The sequence below is a fragment of the Paraconexibacter sp. AEG42_29 genome (assembly GCF_040581415.1).
Classification (GTDB): Bacteria; Actinomycetota; Thermoleophilia; order Solirubrobacterales; family Solirubrobacteraceae; genus Paraconexibacter.
In genome coordinates this window covers 3,906,629-3,923,049 of record NZ_CP114014.1, presented here as the reverse complement: position 1 = coordinate 3,923,049, position 16,421 = coordinate 3,906,629, and the positions used below count along the sequence as shown (strand labels likewise).

General features: G+C 73.4%; 15 protein-coding genes. 9 read left to right on the top strand and 6 right to left on the bottom strand.

Annotated elements, in window-relative coordinates; genetic code table 11:
• Positions 1-63: 63 nt before the first annotated feature.
• Positions 64-1,524, bottom strand: coding sequence for an AMP-binding protein (locus DSM112329_RS19100; protein WP_354698148.1), 1,461 nt, complete (start codon positions 1,522-1,524; stop codon positions 64-66).
• Between the two features lie 210 nt (positions 1,525-1,734).
• The gene (locus DSM112329_RS19095; RefSeq protein WP_354698147.1) at positions 1,735-3,948 is read right to left on the bottom strand and encodes a hypothetical protein; all 2,214 of its coding nucleotides are present in this window, start codon (positions 3,946-3,948) and stop codon (positions 1,735-1,737) included.
• Between the two features lie 173 nt (positions 3,949-4,121).
• On the opposite strand from DSM112329_RS19095, the gene DSM112329_RS19090 reads away from it, so the two are divergent.
• The 3 genes from DSM112329_RS19090 (at position 4,122) to tgt (ending at position 7,214) form a co-directional block, all read left to right on the top strand.
• Positions 4,122-5,336, top strand: a complete 1,215-nt coding sequence (locus DSM112329_RS19090) for an acyl-CoA dehydrogenase family protein (RefSeq protein WP_354698146.1) — start codon at positions 4,122-4,124, stop codon at positions 5,334-5,336.
• Positions 5,337-5,428: 92 nt separating this feature from the next.
• Complete coding sequence (locus DSM112329_RS19085; protein WP_354698145.1) at positions 5,429-5,941, top strand: MarR family transcriptional regulator; 513 nt, start codon at positions 5,429-5,431, stop codon at positions 5,939-5,941.
• Between the two features lie 58 nt (positions 5,942-5,999).
• Entirely contained in the window at positions 6,000-7,214 is a 1,215-nt protein-coding gene (gene tgt, locus DSM112329_RS19080; RefSeq protein ID WP_354698144.1) for a tRNA guanosine(34) transglycosylase Tgt, read from the top strand.
• Positions 7,215-7,241: 27 nt separating this feature from the next.
• Here tgt and DSM112329_RS19075 read toward each other — a convergent pair whose 3' ends face one another.
• From DSM112329_RS19075 to DSM112329_RS19065, 3 genes are read right to left on the bottom strand one after another with little or no spacing between them, the layout of a single operon-like run.
• A complete protein-coding gene (locus tag DSM112329_RS19075; protein ID WP_354698143.1) occupies positions 7,242-8,561 on the bottom strand; it encodes a protein kinase in 1,320 nt (439 codons plus the stop codon).
• Entirely contained in the window at positions 8,558-9,169 is a 612-nt protein-coding gene (locus tag DSM112329_RS19070) for a hypothetical protein (RefSeq protein ID WP_354698142.1), read from the bottom strand. The genes DSM112329_RS19075 and DSM112329_RS19070 overlap by 4 nt, the downstream gene beginning before the upstream one ends.
• A gap of 2 nt (positions 9,170-9,171) precedes the next feature.
• Positions 9,172-9,903, bottom strand: a complete 732-nt coding sequence (locus DSM112329_RS19065) for a metallophosphoesterase family protein (RefSeq protein WP_354698141.1) — start codon at positions 9,901-9,903, stop codon at positions 9,172-9,174.
• Positions 9,904-10,007: 104 nt separating this feature from the next.
• Here DSM112329_RS19065 and DSM112329_RS19060 point away from each other — a divergent pair, with 104 nt between their 5' ends.
• From DSM112329_RS19060 to argS, 6 genes are all read left to right on the top strand, one after another.
• A complete protein-coding gene (locus DSM112329_RS19060) occupies positions 10,008-11,162 on the top strand; it encodes a M48 family metalloprotease (protein WP_354698140.1) in 1,155 nt (384 codons plus the stop codon).
• 85 nt (positions 11,163-11,247) lie between these two features.
• Positions 11,248-11,820, top strand: coding sequence for a hypothetical protein (locus DSM112329_RS19055; protein ID WP_354698139.1), 573 nt, complete (start codon positions 11,248-11,250; stop codon positions 11,818-11,820).
• Between the two features lie 4 nt (positions 11,821-11,824).
• The gene (locus tag DSM112329_RS19050) at positions 11,825-12,361 is read left to right on the top strand and encodes a hypothetical protein (RefSeq protein ID WP_354698138.1); all 537 of its coding nucleotides are present in this window, start codon (positions 11,825-11,827) and stop codon (positions 12,359-12,361) included.
• Entirely contained in the window at positions 12,351-13,658 is a 1,308-nt protein-coding gene (locus DSM112329_RS19045; RefSeq protein WP_354698137.1) for a hypothetical protein, read from the top strand. Before DSM112329_RS19050 ends, DSM112329_RS19045 begins: the two co-directional genes overlap by 11 nt.
• Positions 13,659-13,802: 144 nt before the next feature.
• The gene (locus tag DSM112329_RS19040; protein ID WP_354698136.1) at positions 13,803-14,213 is read left to right on the top strand and encodes a 23S rRNA (pseudouridine(1915)-N(3))-methyltransferase RlmH; all 411 of its coding nucleotides are present in this window, start codon (positions 13,803-13,805) and stop codon (positions 14,211-14,213) included.
• Positions 14,214-14,255: 42 nt separating this feature from the next.
• Complete coding sequence (gene argS / locus DSM112329_RS19035) at positions 14,256-15,932, top strand: arginine--tRNA ligase (protein WP_354698135.1); 1,677 nt, start codon at positions 14,256-14,258, stop codon at positions 15,930-15,932.
• Here argS and DSM112329_RS19030 read toward each other — a convergent pair.
• On the bottom strand, positions 15,929-16,384 hold the full coding sequence (locus DSM112329_RS19030) for a hypothetical protein (RefSeq protein ID WP_354698134.1): 456 nt from the start codon (positions 16,382-16,384) through the stop codon (positions 15,929-15,931). The two genes, argS and DSM112329_RS19030, sit on opposite strands and share 4 nt — an antisense overlap.
• Positions 16,385-16,421 lie beyond the last annotated feature (37 nt).

The following is a 16,421-nucleotide window of genomic DNA, read 5'->3' as shown; positions in this document are numbered from 1 at the left end:
CCGAGATCCGTTGTTCATCACCCAGCCCGATGCCCGTCGGGTCTCGTCGCGGCTGGGGGTCGGTCAGGGGGTGGTGGGCGCGTCCCGGAGGGCCGCGCGGCGGACCTTGCCGCTGGTCGTCTTCGGCAGCTCCGCCGCGAAGTCCACGATCCGCGGGTACTTGTAGGGCGCGGTCTGGCCCTTGACGTGGTCCTGCAGCTCGCCCGCCAGCGCCGCGTCGCCCGTGAAGCCGTCCCGCAGGACGACGACCGCCCGGACGACCGAGCCGCGCTCCTCGTCCGGCGCCGCGACCACCGCCGCCTCCGCCACCGCGGGGTGCGACACGAGGGCGCTCTCGACCTCGAACGGCCCGATCCGGTAGCCCGAGCTGATGATCACGTCGTCGGTGCGGCCCTCGAAGTACAGCCAGCCGTCCTCGTCCTCGTGGACGCGGTCCCCGGTCCGCCAGATCGCGGGGACAGACGCGTCGTCGTCTTCGTCGCCCAGGTAGCCGACGAAGAACGTGGGGACCGTGGCCGGGTCGGCGACCAGCTCACCGTCGTCGATCCACAGCTCGACCCCGGGCAGCGGACGGCCCATCGAGCCGGGGCGGACCGCCTCGCCCAGCGGCGCCCCCGTCAGCTGGCCCGTCTCCGTCTGGCCGTAGCCGTCGCGGATGTGCAGGCCGGTGGCCGCCTCCCAGGCCCGCAGGACCTCGGGGTTCAGCGCCTCGCCCGCGGCGACCAGCCCGCGCAGGGCCGGGAACGCGCGCAGGGTGGTGCGCTTGGCGATGACGCGGTACTCGGTCGGCGCCATGCAGAGGACGTGGACGCCCTCGCGCTCGAGCAGGTCCAGCCGCTCGGCGGGGTCGAAGCGCGCATCGTGCAGCAGTGCCGTCGCGCCCCGGATCCACGGCGCGATGAAGACGTTGCGGGCGCTCTTGGACCAGCCGGACGCGGCCGTGCACCAGACGACGTCACCGGGCCGGGCGTCGAGCCAGTGCTCGGCCTGGACGTGCTGCCCGGTCAGGTAGCGCTGGGCGTGCAGGACGGCCTTCGGCTCGCCGGACGTGCCGCTCGTGAAGGTGACCAGGCACGGGTCGGTGGCAGTGAGGTCGGCGGGCGGGGGGACGACGTCCGGCGCCGCCGCGTCCATCAGGCCGGGGACCCAGAACGTCGTCCCGTCCCAGCCGGCCTCGGCGAGGACCGCGGCATTGCGCTCGTCCGCGACCACGGCGGCCGGGCGCGCGACGGCCAGCCGCAGGGCGAGGTCCTTCGCCCGCAGCTGCTCGGTGCAGGGCAGGACGACGTACCCCTGCCGGAAGCACGCCACCATTGCGACGACCCAGTCCGGGCGGTTCCCCACGAGGGTCATGACGACGTCGCCGCGGGCGAGGCCGGCGCCGGTCAGCGTGGCGGCGAACGCCTGCGCGGCGGTCGCGACCGCGGCGAAGGTGTGCTCGGTCCGGCTCCCGTCGCGCGCCAGCTCGATGAGCGCGGTCGCGGTCGGGTCGGCGGCCTCCACGACGTCGCAGGCGAAGTTCATCGCCGCGCAGTCTGGCACTCCGTGCCCGGCCCGGGCCGCTGCCTGCTGTCGCGCGCGCCGCAGCCGGTGACCAAGGGCGTCGTCCGGAGATTTGCGGCACGAGAAGCCGCGGAACCCTGGTTCAGCTTCGCTGGGCCGGTCGCCCGCGGCGTCGTCCGGAGATTTGCGGCGGCAGGAGCGGCGGAACCCTGGTTCAGCTTCGCAAGACGGTCAGCGGGGGAGGGTCGTCAGGTAGCCCAGCTCGCCCGAGTCGTAGCCGCCCAGCGGCAGCGAGATGCTCTGGGCGACGACCAGGCCGCCGCCTGCCCGCGCCGTGACCGCCGTCCGCCCCTGCAGCGCGGCGAGGCCCGTCAGCTGCAGGCGGCCCGTGACGGGATCGATGACCCGCCCGCCGTCCCCGAAGTAGCCGGCCTGGAGGAGCGAGTTCGGCAGGCCCGTGAGCACCGTGCTCGCGTCGCCCTGCAGGCGCCGCGTGGGGCGGAAGCCGACGTCGACCGCGCCCGTCGCCGGGGCCACGGCCCCGAGCCCCGGCCGCCGCCGCGCGCCGAGCCGGTCGAACAGGCCGGACAGGAAGACGCGGCCCTTCGTGGTCGCCCAGCTGTACACCGGGCCGTGCGCGTGCGGGTCGAAGCCCGGGTCCAGGGCGCCGGTCAGCGGGTTCACGCGGATCACCGCGAGGTGCGCCGGCCGCCCGCCGGGCCGGTAGCGCCGGAAGCTGCCGGTGACGTACAGCGCGCCGGCGGGCGTCGTGTGCAGCCCGGTGACGTATCCGGGCAGCGGGAGGACGAACTGCCGCAGGACCTTCCCGGTCGCGGGCGATCGGACCTCGATCAGGTTGCGTGGGAAGCGCAGGCGATCCTGCAGTCGCCGGGCGACGAGGACGTTGCCGCCCAGCAGCGCGACGCCCGTCAGGTTGCGCACCTTCGCGAAGCCCGGCGCCGGCTCGCCGGTGCGGGCGTCGCGCACCGCGATGGTGGTCCGGGTCGGCTCGAACCGCGCCCGCTTGACGTGCGCGTAGCCGTCGAACCGGTTCGCGGCGAAGACGACATGGCCCGGGCCCGGGAGCATCGGCAGGAAGCTGATGTCCCCGAACGGCGAGAAGCGCGGGTCGACCGCGAGCGTCCGGCCGTCGAGCGCCATCAGCCCCGAGCGCACCTCGCGGGCACCCGCGATCGACATGTACCCGCCGACGAACAGCCTGCCGCCCGCACCACCGGCGACGCCGTTCACCTGACCGCCGAGGTACGGCAGCGAGTGCGGCGCGGCCCGGTCGCCGCTGGCGGGGTCCAGCGCCGCCAGGTTCTCGGCAGTCGAGCCGCCGGCGGTCTGGAACAACCCGCCGACCCAGAGCGCGCTGCCGACGCGGGTGATGTCGAAGACGCCGACGTCCGGGACGTCGTTGCCGCTGTCGCCGTCACCGTCCGGGTCGGGGACCGTGCTGGCCGTGATCTGCGGCCGGAACGTGCGGTCGGCGACGCCGCTGGCCGGGTCGAGGGCGACGAGCGGCCCAGCCGCACCGCCGAGCGCGTTGAACTGCCCGCCGGCGAGCAGGCGGCCGCCGTCGCGGACCAGCGTCTGCACGGTGCCGGTGAAGATCGGGTCGTCGGCCAGGTTGCGCGGGTCGGCCTTGAACGCCGGGTCGCGGTCGCCCGTGTCCGGGTTCAGCGCGGCGATCCCGTTGCCGCCGACGTACAGGTGCTGGTCGTCCACCGCGAGGGCGCGGATGTCGGCGTTGATGTTCGACGTGAAGCCACGCACCGGTGCGCCCGTCTCGGGGTCGAGCGCCAGGATCTGGCGCATCCCCACGAACAGGCGCGCGGGGCGCACGGCCGTCGCGGGGGCGAGCACCATCTCGGTGGCCGCACCCGACTGCTTCGCGTCGAACGGCAGCGTCGCCCCGGTGGCGGCGTCCACCGCTGCGACGCCGCCACGGTTCGTGCCGTTCACCGTGGTGAAGCCGCCGGCGACGAACAGCCGCCGTCCGTCGTACGCCAGCGCCGTCACAAGGCCGTTCGTCCCCGCCTGGAACGCCTCGTCCGTCGTGCCGTCCGCCCTGATGTGCGCGACGTTGCGGTGGGGCATGCGGCCCGACACCGAGAACGACCCGCCGACGAACCAGCCGCCGGCGCCGTCGGGCTCGACGTCGGAGATCTGGCCGTTCAGCGGGACGACCGAGCGGGCGAGCGCGCCGCTGCCCGTGTCGATCGTGATTCCGGGCCCGGTGTACTCGCCGGCGTGGGTGAACTCCCCGCGGGCGTAGATGCGGTCCCCGAACGCGGCGAGGTCGACGACGGGCTCGTCGGTGACCAGCGCGCCCGGCGGCGGAACGGCGACGGCGGCCGGGGCGGCCGGGACCGCAGCGAGCAAGAGGGCGGCGGCCGACACGGCCGCGGCGCCGGCTAGACGAAGCGTTTCGGTCCTCATTCCGGAGCGATGCTCACCGCGGCGCGGGCGCGTGGCTATCGTCCGATCGTCCAGACGATCGACCGGTTCGCGCAGGCGATCGGGCGTCCTGCAGACGCGGCGCGCCTGGTGCGATGTCCCCCGGTAGGATTCCAGGCCTTCTTTCGGCAGCGCCCACGACGTCAGGAGCCGCAATGGCCACCGCAGTCCCGTCCGCCACGGACATGACCGAAGACCAGCAGGCCATCATCGAGATGGTCCGGGAGTTCACCAACAAGGAGATCCTCCCGAACGCCGAGCACTACGACCACGAGGACCTCTACCCGGAGCCCATCGTCGAGCAGATGAAGGAGCTCGGCCTCTTCGGGATCACGATCCCCGAGGAGTACGGCGGACTCGGCCTGGACCTCACGACCTACACGATGGTCGTCGAGGAGCTCGCCCGCGGCTGGATCTCGATCTCCGGCGTCATCAACACGCACTTCATCGGCATCTACCTGCTCGAGAAGTTCGGTACCGACGAGCAGAAGCAGCGCTACCTCCCGCGCATGGCGACCGGCGAGATCCGCGCCGCGTTCTCGCTCTCCGAGCCCGAGCTCGGCTCCGACGTGCAGGCCATCAAGACGGCCGCCAAGAAGGTCGACGACACGCACTACGAGATCAACGGCCAGAAGATGTGGGTCACGAACGGCCTCATGGCCGACCTGGTCTTCGTCCTCGTCAAGACCGACCCGGACAACCCGAAGCGCCACGCGGCGATGACCTGCTTCATCACCGAGAAGGCCCCGGGCGTGCACGAGAACGAGGGCGACTGGAAGGGCCTCATCGTCCCGCCCCAGCTGAAGAAGATGGGCTACAAGGGCGTCGAGTCCACCGAGCTCGTGTACGACGGCTACCGCTGCCCGGCCGACAACATCCTCGGCGGCGAGGAGGGCGGCCTGAACAAGGGCTTCCCGCAGATGATGGACGCGCTCGAGGTCGGCCGTGTCAACGTCGCCGCCCGCGGCGTCGGCATCGCCCAGCGCGCCCTCGAGCTGGCCCTGCGCTACTCGCAGGAGCGCAAGACGTTCGGCAAGCCGATCGCCGAGCACCAGGCGATCCAGTTCAAGCTGGCGGACATGGCGACGCAGATCGACGCCGCCCGTCTGCTGACGATGCGCGCCGCCCGCATGAAGGACAACGGCGAGCGCTCCGACCTCGAGGCCGGCATGGCGAAGCTGTTCGCGTCCGAGTGCGGCCGGTTCTGCGTCGAGGAGTCCTTCCGGATCCACGGCGGGTACGGCTACTCGAAGGAGTACGAGATCGAGCGCCTGTACCGCGACGCGCCGCTGCTGCTGATCGGCGAGGGCACGAGCGAGATCCAGCGCATGGTGATCGGGAAGAAGCTGCTCCAGCGTCACAAGATCTGAGCATTCGTCTGGCTGGTGTGCGGTAATGGGGTCGCCAATGGCGGCCCCTGCTGCTACCTTGGTCGTTGCGTACGCAAATACCTCGGGACCCCATGTCGACGATCGAACAGACCTCCACGTCATCCGCCCCGCTCGACGAGCGCGAGCTCCGCGCCTGGCGCGGGCTCCTCCGCGCTCACGCCTCGATGTGCAAGGCGCTCGACGCCGAGCTCGAGGCCGAGCACGGGCTGCCGCTCACGACGTACGAGGTGCTGATGTACATGCACGACGCGCCGTCCCGCAAGATGCGGATGTGCGACCTCGCGGACTGCATCCTGCTGAGCCGCTCGGGCCTGACGCGGCTGATCGACCGCCTGCAGCGTGACGGCCTGGTCGCCCGGCAGTCCTGCTCGAGCGACGCCCGCGGCGCCTACGCGGTGCTGACGGACGCCGGCGTCGAGACGCTCGCCGCGGCCCGTGCCACGCACCTGGCCGGCGTCCGCCGCCTGTTCCTCTCCCGCTTCACGCCGCAGGAGCAGGAGCTCCTCGGCGACGCCTGGGAGCGCGTGCTCCCCGGTGCCGGCGCGCCCGGTGCCCCAGGCGCCTGCGCCGAGCCCGCCTGCTGACGGCGTCCTCGCCGCCCCGCCTGCCGGCCATCGCGCGTCGCGCCCTACCATGCCGCGGGTGACCCCGCTGCGTATCGACGCTCGTGACCCCGCCTCGCAGGCCCGTGCCGGGGTGCTCAGCACCGCTCATGGGGAGGTCCGCACACCGGCCTTCGTCCCGCTCGCGACGAAGGCCACGGTGAAGGGGCTGCTGCCGCAGGAGGTCAAGGACCTCGGCTACGACATCGTCCTGGGCAACACGTTCCACCTGTTCCTCGACCCGGGGGATGAGCGCATCGCCCGCTTCGGGGGGCTGCACAAGTTCATGGGCTGGGACGGGCCGATCGTCACCGACTCCGGCGGTTTCCAGGTCTTCTCGATGGGCCACGGCACCGTGGCGGACGAGATCAAGGGTCGCAACACGCACGCAGACCGGGCGGGCAAAGTCCTCTCGATCGAGGAGGAGGGCGTCCGCTTCCGCTCCTACATCGACGGCTCCGAGCGCTTCATGGGGCCGGAGACGTCGATGCAGATCCAGGCGAACCTCCACAGCGACCTCGCGCTGGTCTTCGACGAGTGCACCCCGTTCAACGTCGACCGCGAGTACACCGCCCGGTCCACCGAGCGCACGCACCGCTGGCTCGAGCGCTGCCTGACCTGGCACGACCAGCACGGTCCGCGGGATCAGCTCGTCTACGGCATCGTCCAGGGCGGCGTCTACCAGGACCTGCGCGTCGAGTCGACCGAGCACATCGCCGCCTCGCGGGCGCCGGGGGTCGCGATCGGCGGCTCGCTCGGGGAGAACAAGCCGCAGATGTACGAGGTCGTCGGCTGGTCGACGGCAGCGCTCGACGTCCACGCGCCCGACAAGCCGCGGCACCTGCTCGGGATCGGCGACGTGGACGACCTGATCACCGCCGTCGGCCTGGGCATCGACACCTTCGACTGCGCGATGCCGACCCGGCTGGGCCGCCACGGCGTCGCCCTCATCCCCGATCCCGACAAGCGCTGGCGGGTGGACCTGACGGCGGGTCGCTTCAAGGACGACGACGCGCCGATCATGGACGGCTGCCCGTGCCCGGCGTGCGCGGTGGGCCTGTCGCGGGGCTACCTGCGGTACCTCGTGCACGCCCGCGAGCTCACCGGCATGCGGCTGCTGACGATCCACAACCTGGCCTTCGTCAGCCGGCTGATGGCCGACCTGCGGGGGGCGATCCACGCCGGGACGTTGCCGCAGGTGCAGGCGGCGCTGCGGGCGGGGGCGGCGCCGGGGACGGTCCTGACGCCGGGGTGACCGGCCGCGGGGGCCCTGCGGCAGCGGCTACTTGGTGTTGCCGTCGACCAGGCTCGAGATCGAGTTGACCACGTCGTCGACCGTGTCGCCGCCGACCTTGCGCAGGTCCACCGCGGTCGGGTCGCTCGAGGTCGCGATGACGGCGCCCGCACCGCCGGCGGCCAGCATGCCGAGGACCAGGACCGTCCCGGCGATCCGCCGCATCCGCCCGCGGCGACGGCGCTTCTCCGCCTTCGCGGCGGCCTTGACGGCGAGGTTGTGCTGCTTGCGGTCGCGCCGCGACATGCGGTCGCCGACGGGTGCGGGCGCGGCGGCCGGGGGTGCGACGGTCCCGGCGCGCGGGTGCCGCGGGGCACGTGGCTGACGGACCGCGCCCGACGCCGCCCCGGTCGCGGGCGCCGTGTCCCGGCTGCTGATCGCGGTGCGGGACGTCGACGGCTCGTCGTGGCGGGAGACCACGCGCGTCGCCTCGGTGCCGGGCATCGCGGTGCGGGTGGAGGCCGTCGGGTCGGGGACGCCGGCCGCGCCGTCGGTGATCGCGCGGCTCATGGCCTCGGCGTTCGGGAAGCGATCCTCGGCGTCCAGCGCGAGCGCGCGGTCGACGGCCAGCGACAGCTCCTCGGGGATGTCCGGGTCGAGCTCGTGCAGGTAGGCCGGTGCCTCGCGCTGCTGCTTGAGCGCCAGCTCGGTCAGGGACGCCGCCTCGTAGGGAAGGCGGCCGGACAGCAGCTGGTAGGCGACCACGCCGAGGGCGTAGAGATCGGCCCGCGGGCCTGCGTCCTCGCCCCGGGCCTGCTCGGGCGCCAGGTAGGAGGCCGTGCCCAGCACCGACCCGACCTGCGTAATCGACGACTCCTCGGCGCTCAGCGCCTTGGCGATGCCGAAGTCCGCAAGCTTCACGACGCCCTCGTCGGAGCGCAGCAGGTTGCCGGGCTTCACGTCGCGGTGGACGACCCCGCCGCGATGGGCGTAGGCGAGCCCGGTGCAGGCCTGCTCGATGAGGCTGACGGCCTCGCGAACCGTGAGGCGGCCCTCCTCGCGCAGGATCTCCGCACCCGACTGGCCGCGCACGACCTCCATCACGATGTAGTGGCGGCCGCTGGCGTCGTCGAGGCCGAAGTCGAAGACCTGGACGATGTTCGGGTGCACCAGGCGCGCGGCGGCCAGCGCTTCACGGCGGAAGCGGGAGACGAACTGGGGGTCGTCCGCCAGGTGCTCGGCGAGCAGCTTCACGGCCACGTGGCGCTCGAGGCGGCGGTCCAGCGCGAGCTGCACCGTGGACATGCCGCCGACGCCCAGCCGCTCACCGAGTTCGTACCGATCGACGATGAGCTGGCCGGCCATCATGGGTAATACCCCTCGACGCCCCCGTTGTCACGGTCGCGCGCGCCGAAGCCGTCATCGCCGGCACCGGCGTCGCCCGGATCGGCCCCGCCGGTGTCGGGCGTGGCGCCGCCGGGGTCGAACGACGGGTCGTCGGGGCTCACGCCGCCGTCGGGGTCGGGGACGGTCGGCTCGACCGGGGTGCTCGGGACGCCGGGGTCGGTGGGCGGGGGCTCGACCGGGTCCGTGTCGGTCGGCGTGGTCTCCGGAGTGGTCGGCGTCGTGTCGGTCGTGTCGGTCGTGGTGGTGTCGGGCTCGGTCTCCCGGTCGGGCTTGTCCTGCACGCACTCCTGCTTCGCCCGCCCCGCGAGGGTGCCGATGCCGCCCAGCAGGTGGCTCCTGAGCTTCGCGTCGAGGCCCTCGACGTTGTTGACCGCGCTGCGGGCCCGGTCGATGGCGGTCCCGGCGCCCGGGCAGTTGCCCGCGTCGACCTCGTCGCGCACCGTCCCGAGCTCGGACTTGACCTCGTTGGCGGCGCTTGGGGGCAGCAGGCCGGAGCGGTCGCCGCAGCCGGCCGCGAACGCGGTGCCGGCGCCGAGCAGGAGCGCGCAGAGGGAAGGAGCCAGCCGCATCGTCATTGACCGTACTGAAGCCGCTCGGCCAGGGAATCAGGCAGGTCGGCCGCCCGGATCGCCGCCTGGGCGGTGGCGATGTCGTAGTCGCTGCGGCGCCAGGTCGCGGCACCGGTGCTCGTGTCGATCGTCATCCACGCAGCCCGGGGATCGCCGTCGCGCGGCTGTCCGACGCTGCCTGGGTTCAGCAGCCACTCGCCCGTCGAGAGGTCGTTCACGTCACCCGCACGGCGGACGGCGCCCGTCGCCGGGCGGCCGTTGCTGCGGCTGAACGCACCGGCGACGTGCGAGTGGCCGACCACGCAGACGCGCTGCGCGGCGCTGTCCAGGCACAGGTCGGCCAGCGCAGCGGTGATGACGTACTCCCACACGGGATGCCGCGGGCTGCCGTGGTACAGGCCGATGGCCTCGCGCTCGGCCAGGCTCTCAAGCGGGGTCAGGGCTGCGATCGCAGCGGGGCTGAGCGTGCGCGCCGTCCACTGCGTCGATTCGCGGGCCCGCGGGGAGAAGTCGTCGATCGAGAGCCGGCCGACGACCGCAAGGTCGTGGTTTCCGCCCAGCAGCAGGTCGCACTCGGTGAGCGCGAGCTGGACGCAGGCCTCGGGATCGCCGCCGTAGCCGACGATGTCGCCCAGGCACCAGATCTCGTCGACCGCCGCGGAGCGGGCGTCCGCCAGCACGGCCTCGAAGGCCTGGCGGTTGGCGTGGATGTCGGAGAGGACGGCGGCGAGCATGACGCGGGCGGGGTGGTAGACCTACGGGGGTGGATCGGCGAAAGGTGCGCCTCGCTGCCGTCGTTGTCGCGGCGCTGCTGGCAGCAGAGGGGGCGGTGCTCCTGATGTCCCCGCGTTCCGGGGTGCTGGAACCGCGGCCGATCGACATCACAGGGTACTTCAGCGCCGCGGCGATCGACCGTGCGCGCGACTACCGCGACGGTGTGTTGTGGATCGCGTTGGCCGCCCTCGCGCTCAAGGCCCTGTTGCTGATCGCCCTCGTGGCGCGGCCCCCGGAGTGGTTGACGCGCGTCAGGAAGCGGCCGATCGTCGCGGGCGCGGCAGCCGGGGCGGCGCTGAGCCTCGCGCTCGCGCTCGTCACCGTGCCGCTCGACGCCGTGGCCCACGCACGCGCCGTGGACGTCGGCCTGTCGACGCAGGACTGGGGGGCGTGGGCGGCCGACCTCCTGCGGCGCACGGCGGTCGGTGCGCTCATGGCCGCCCCCGTGGCGGCGATCGCGATCGCCGTCGTGCGGCGGGCCCCGCGCCGCTGGTGGATCCCCGGCAGCGGGCTGATCGTCGTCCTCGGCGCGCTGTTCGTCACCGCGGGCCCGGTCGTCCTGGACCCGCTCTTCAACGACTTCACCCCGCTGCGGGGCCAGGCCCGGGCCGACGTCCTGCAGCTGGCCCGGGCGGCCGGAGTGGAGGTCGACGACGTCCAGGTGGTGGACGCCAGCCGCCGCACGACCGCGGCGAACGCGTACGTCACCGGCTTGGGCCACACCAAGCGCGTCGTCATCTACGACACGCTCCTGCGCCGGTTCACCCGGGCCGAGCGCCGGCTGGTGATCGCCCACGAGCTGGGGCACGTGCGACGGCACGACGTCCCGCGCGGGCTGCTGTACCTGCTCCTGGTCGCGCCGTTCGGGACGCTGGCGGTCGCGCGCCTGGGGGAGGCGCTGGCGCCCCGCGGTGCGCGCGGTGACGCCGCCGGGCCGGGGACGCTGCCCGCCCTGGTCCTCGCGCTGGCGCTCGTCGCCCTGCCGATGACGTGGATCTCGAACCAGCTCTCGCGCCGGGTCGAGGCGCGCGCGGACACGTTCGCGCTGGAGCTGACCCGGGATCCGGACGCGTTCATCGCCTTCGAGCGCCGCATCACGCTGCAGAACATCAGCAATCCCGACCCGCCCCGGCTGTCGCAGTGGCTCTTCGGGACCCATCCGACCATCCGTGAGCGGATCGGGGCCGGTGAGGCGCAGAAGCGCGCCGGCGGACGCTGACCCGCGGGCGTCCGCCGCTCAAGAACCACGGCGCTGCGCCGACCATCCGGCCTACTGAAACCGCACCACGGATGGAGCGAGACCGATGGCCCGCCGCAGCACCCACACGACCTTCCTGCTCACCGGCACCGCCGCCGTCGCCGCGGTCCTCGCGGCGGCCGCCGTCCTGCCGTCGGCGACGCTTGCCGCCACCTCGGCGACCGGCTCGCAGTCGGTCACCGCCGACGTCGCCAGCACGCTCGAGGCGACGTTCCCGAGCGCGTACGCCTGGGGGAACCTGAGCCCGGGCACGCCGACGTCGGCCGACCAGACCGTCAACGTGAAGTCGAACGCGTCGTGGGGCCTGAAGGCCTCTACCGACGCCGTCGACGGGATCATGCGCGAGTGGACGGGCGCCGCCTACGTCGCCTCGACGCCGAAGGTCCTCGCCCACCCCCTGACGTGGCGCCCGCACACGGTCGGCGGGGTCAACCCCGGCGCGTCGTTCGCCGCCTTCACCTCGACCCCGGCGCTTGCCACGGGCGCACAGGGCGTCACGGGCGACTCCGGTGTCGACGTCGCGCTCGAGTACAGGCAGACCGTCTCCTACGCCGATGCCAGTGCCGGCTCGAACGACTACCGGATCCTCGTCAGCTTCGACGTGGCGCAGGGCTACTAGAGCCGTGGCGGGCACGGTGGCCGTGGCCTGCACGGCCCTGGCCGCCGCGCCCGCACCCGCCCACGCCCTGTGCTCCGTCTCGCTGCTGTCGCCCTGCCTGCAGCTGTCGATGCCGGCGTCCCCGCTCGCCCTCGGGACCGTGAGCGCCGGGACGACGACCGTGACGGCCCAGCAGGCGCTCACCGTGTCCTCGAACGTCGCCTACGGGGTCAAGGTCAGCACCGACCTCGTCGACGGCCGCCCGAAGGAGTGGACGGGCGCCGCCTACGTCGTCGCGGCGCCGAAGATCCTGGCGAACGCCCTGGAGGTCGCGCGGACGTCGTACGACGGGACGCCGACCACGCCGGTCTGGCGTGCCCTGAACTCCACGCCGTACCTGCTCGGCACCGGGCTCGGCCCGACCGGATGCCTCATCGGGCTGCTCTGCGGCACCCACGACCTCGGCGTCCGGTACCGGCTGCGCAGCTCGTTCTCCGATCGCCGAGCCAGTCCCAACAGCTACCGCATCCAGGTCACCTACACCGCCGATCATGCGTTCTAGACATCTCCTCTCGCGTGCCGTCGCCACGCTCGCCCTGGCCCTCGTGGCGCTCATCGGCGGCGCCGCCGCCCCGTCGGCGCGTGCGGACGGGGGCGTGCTGATCACCCCGTCGTCGGTCGCCGCGCGCGTGCAGGCCGGTGACCGCCTGCGGCCCGTCCGCGTCACCAACACCACCGGGCGCGACCTGGACGTCGTCGCCACCGGGCTGGTGGCGCGGCAGGAGCTGTCGGGGCTGCCCGTGTACGGTCTGGGCCCACGCGCGCGCCGGGACGGGCGTGCGTTCGTCCGCGTGCGCCCGGCACGGTTCACGCTGCGGGCGGGCCGGTCGCGGGCCGTGGTCGCGACCGTTGTCGCCCGCCGTCCGCAGACTGGCCGCGGGGCCTACGGGGTCATCCTCTTCGAAGCGGTGCCGCGACGGGCGAGCGCCGCCCGGAACGCCGTGACCGCCCGCCTGCGGCTGACCGCGAACCTGCTGCTGACCTACCCGAGCCGTTCGCGGCCGGCGACGGCCCTCACGACCGCCACCGGGCTGCGCGCCGAGCAGGCCCCCGCACGTGCGCTGCGGCTGCTGGTCCGCGTGCGCGGCGCCGGGACGATCCACGGTCGGCCGGCCGCCCGGCTGCGGATCCGCGACGCCCGCGGTCGCGTCGTCGGCCGCGCGACGTTCGCCACCGGCAACGTGCTGCCCGGCGCCGACCGCGAGCTGCCCGCCGTCGTCGCCCGCCCGCTGCCCGCCGGCCGCTACACGGCGCGTGCGGTCGTCCGCTCCGGTCGTTCGGTCACGACGGTCACCCTGCCGCTGCGCCTGGTCGCGAACGGGACGCTCCCCACACCCGACCTGCGGATCGCCGCGCTGCCGGTGCCGCAGCCCGGTAGTGACCGCGCGTTCACGGCGCAGCTGGAGCTCGTCAACCGGGGGACGGCGGCCGCGCCGGTCCGCGGCGCCTGGCAGCTGCGGTCCGCGGGCGGGCAGCAGCTGCTTGCGAGCGGCGCGATATCCGGCGCTTCCGCCGTGCCCGCGGGTGGGCGGCGGACCGTGGAGCTGCGCCTGCCGGGCGTGTCCGAGGGACGCCGGCGCCTGGTCGTCACGCTCGAGGGCGGCGGCCGGGAGCTCGACCGCCGTGAGGTCGTCTTCCGCGCCGGGGACGGCCCCGGCCGGTGGACGCGGCTGGAGGACTGGGCAGCGGCCCACGTCCCGCTCGTGCTGGGCGGCTGCGCGGCGCTGCTGCTGGCGGTCTGCGTCTCGGCGGCGGGCTACACGCTGCGCCTGCGGCGACGGCTGGCGGCGACCACCTGATCGCAGCAGGGCCGGGTGGGCGGGGCCGTTGCGTCGAGCGTCCGTTTCCCCGCGTCTGGGCGTGGGGAATCGACGTTCGGCGTCGCCGCGGACTCCGGGCCCGGCAAGACCCGCGCTGGCGCGCAATAGACTCGGCCCCGCCCGATGCGCCTCACCGTTCTCTCCGTCGGCCGGCTCCGGCCCCCCTACGCCGACGACATCGCGCACTACGAGAAGCTCATGAGCCGCTACGTGCGCCTGGAGCTGATCGAGGTGCGGGAGGAGGACCAGGTCCAGCGCCGCATCCCGGAGCGCGCGTTCGTCTCGCAGCTGCACAGCGAGGGCCGCACCTACGACTCGCTGCAGTTCAGCGCGTTCCTCGAGGAACGCCGCATGTCCGGGCGCGACCTGTGCTTCGTCATCGCGGGCGCCTTCGGGATGGACGAGGTGGACGGCATCGACCACCGCCTGTCGCTCGGCCCGATGACGCTGCCACACCAACTGGCCCGGGTCGTGCTGCTCGAACAGCTGTACCGCGGCCACAAGATCCTGGCGGGCGAGCCCTACCACCACTGACGAGCCGCTGCGCCGAGGCGGGCTGCCTCTATCGTCCCGGCCATGTCAGACGCCCCCGCGAGCACTCCGGTCGACGACCTCCGGGCCGCCGTGCTCCGTGCGGCGGCCGCACTCGGCGCGACGCCGAAGAGCGAGCCGACGCTCGAGCGGCCCAAGCAGGCCTCGCACGGCGACTACGCGACGAACGCGGCGATGCTGCTGGCGGGCGCGCTGAAGTCGTCCCCCCGGGACGTCGCCACGCGACTGGCGGAGGCGATCGCGACCGAGCTCGGCGACGACCTGACCAAGGCCGAGATCGCCGGCCCCGGGTTCCTGAACCTGTTCATGAGCGACGCCTGGCACGCCCGGGCGCTGACCGACGTCCTGGCCGCGGGCGACGACTTCGGCCGCGTGCCGGCCGCTGCGCCCGGCCGCCAGAAGGTCAACGTCGAGTTCGTCTCTGCGAACCCGACGGGCCCCGTGCACGTCGGCGGCAGCCGCAACGCGGCCTACGGCGACGCACTCGCCCGGATGCTGAGCTTCCTCGGGCACGACGTGCACCGCGAGTACTACGTCAACGACTTCGGCTCGCAGATCGTGAAGCTCGGCGAGTCCGTGCAGGCGCGGGCACGCGGGGAGGAGGTCCCCGAAGGCGGCTACCAGGGCGCCTACGTGCAGGAGATCGCCGACGCGCTCCCGGGCGCCGCTGACGGCGACCTCGTCGCGGTGTCCCAGCAGGCGGTGGACCTGATGGTCGATCGCGTCCGCACCTCGCTGGCGGCGTTCGGCGTCGAGTTCGACACGTGGTTCTCGGAGAAGTCGCTGCACGACGTCCCGGCCGACGACGGCCCGTCCAAGGTGCAGCACGCCTTCGATGTCCTCGCCGAGCAGGGCCGCAGCTACCGCCACGACGGTGCGCTGTGGCTGCGGACGACGGAGTTCGGGGACGACAAGGACCGCGTCCTGGAGCGGTCCACCGGCGACCACACGTACTTCGCGTCCGACATCGCCTACCACCAGGACAAGCGCGAGCGGGGCTTCACCCTGCTGCTCGACGTCTGGGGCGCCGACCACCACGGCTACATGACCCGCATGCACAGCGCGTACGAGGCGCTGGGCGGCGGCAAGGACGAGCTCGAGCTGCTGATCATGCAGTTCGTCCACCTGGTCTCGGGCACCGAGCGCGCGTCGATGTCCAAGCGCGCCGGGGAGTTCGTCACGCTCGACGAGCTGGTGGCCGAGATCGGGGTCGACGCCGCGCGCTGGTTCCTGCTCGCGCGCTCGCACGACACGACGATGGACCTCGACCTCGACCTCGCGAAGTCGCAGTCGGCGGACAACCCGGTCTTCTACGTGCAGTACGCCCACGCCCGGATCGCCTCGATCCTGGCCCGCAGCGAGGCCACGCCCGACCCGGACATCGCCGACGGGGCGACGCTGCACCCGTCCGAGCGCGCGCTCATCCAGTCGCTGCTGACGTTCGGCCCGGTCGTCGCGGACGCCGCCGACCGCCGCGCGCCGCACCGCGTCGTCGCCTTCGCGCTCGAGCTGGCGCAGACGTTCACCGCGTTCTACCGCGACTGCCTGATCGTCGGCGACCCCGCCGAGTCCTTCCGCGCCGCGCTGGCCGGCGCGACGCAGCACGTCCTGGCGACCAGCCTCGACCTGCTCGGCATCAGCGCCCCGCAGGAGATGTACCGCGACGCAAGCGCCGCGGATGGAGCCGAGCCGGCCGCCTAGCGCTTGGCGCTGAAGCGTCCGCCGTTCGCGCAGAGGCCGTCGAGGGGCGCCGGCGTCGACAGGTCGCCCGACTTGAACGTGCCGCCGGTCACCGACTTGGCGGTGATGGTCGCCTTGATCTCGGTCTCCTGCTCCTCGACCGAGCGAACCGGGCGGTAGCGGACGGAGAACTTGCCGCCCTTGATCGTCGCCGAGCCCTTGGTGATCTGGATCTCGGGGTCGCCCGGTGCGAAGACGACCGTCATGAAGCCGCCGCAGCCGATTGTCGTCACCGCCTGGATCTCGATCTTCGTGACCTTCGTCCCGTTGGTCTTCACGATCACCTTGCCGTACCGGAACCTGCCGTCGGTCGCGGTCGCCTTCCCGGTGTAGGTCCGGATGGGTCCGGCGGCGGCCGGGACGGCGAGCGTCCCCAGCAGCACGGCGATCGGCAGGACGTGGCGGATCCGCATGCCCGCACCGTAGTCGACTCCGACGGTATATGGCGGA

Bases quoted from the DNA above. Each gene is read 5' to 3' on its own strand.
- DSM112329_RS19030 (WP_354698134.1), bottom strand. From the start codon at position 16,384: ATGCGGATCCGCCACGTCCTGCCGATCGCCGTGCTGCTGGGGACGCTC.
- DSM112329_RS19100 (WP_354698148.1), bottom strand. From the start codon at position 1,524: ATGAACTTCGCCTGCGACGTCGTGGAGGCCGCCGACCCGACCGCGACC.
- DSM112329_RS19040 (WP_354698136.1), top strand. From the start codon at position 13,803: ATGCGCCTCACCGTTCTCTCCGTCGGCCGGCTCCGGCCCCCCTACGCC.
- DSM112329_RS19075 (WP_354698143.1), bottom strand. From the start codon at position 8,561: ATGATGGCCGGCCAGCTCATCGTCGATCGGTACGAACTCGGTGAGCGG.
- argS (WP_354698135.1), top strand. From the start codon at position 14,256: ATGTCAGACGCCCCCGCGAGCACTCCGGTCGACGACCTCCGGGCCGCC.
- DSM112329_RS19090 (WP_354698146.1), top strand. From the start codon at position 4,122: ATGGCCACCGCAGTCCCGTCCGCCACGGACATGACCGAAGACCAGCAG.
- DSM112329_RS19085 (WP_354698145.1), top strand. From the start codon at position 5,429: ATGTCGACGATCGAACAGACCTCCACGTCATCCGCCCCGCTCGACGAG.
- DSM112329_RS19060 (WP_354698140.1), top strand. From the start codon at position 10,008: ATGTCCCCGCGTTCCGGGGTGCTGGAACCGCGGCCGATCGACATCACA.
- DSM112329_RS19065 (WP_354698141.1), bottom strand. From the start codon at position 9,903: ATGCTCGCCGCCGTCCTCTCCGACATCCACGCCAACCGCCAGGCCTTC.
- DSM112329_RS19055 (WP_354698139.1), top strand. From the start codon at position 11,248: ATGGCCCGCCGCAGCACCCACACGACCTTCCTGCTCACCGGCACCGCC.
- DSM112329_RS19070 (WP_354698142.1), bottom strand. From the start codon at position 9,169: ATGCGGCTGGCTCCTTCCCTCTGCGCGCTCCTGCTCGGCGCCGGCACC.
- DSM112329_RS19095 (WP_354698147.1), bottom strand. From the start codon at position 3,948: ATGAGGACCGAAACGCTTCGTCTAGCCGGCGCCGCGGCCGTGTCGGCC.
- DSM112329_RS19045 (WP_354698137.1), top strand. From the start codon at position 12,351: ATGCGTTCTAGACATCTCCTCTCGCGTGCCGTCGCCACGCTCGCCCTG.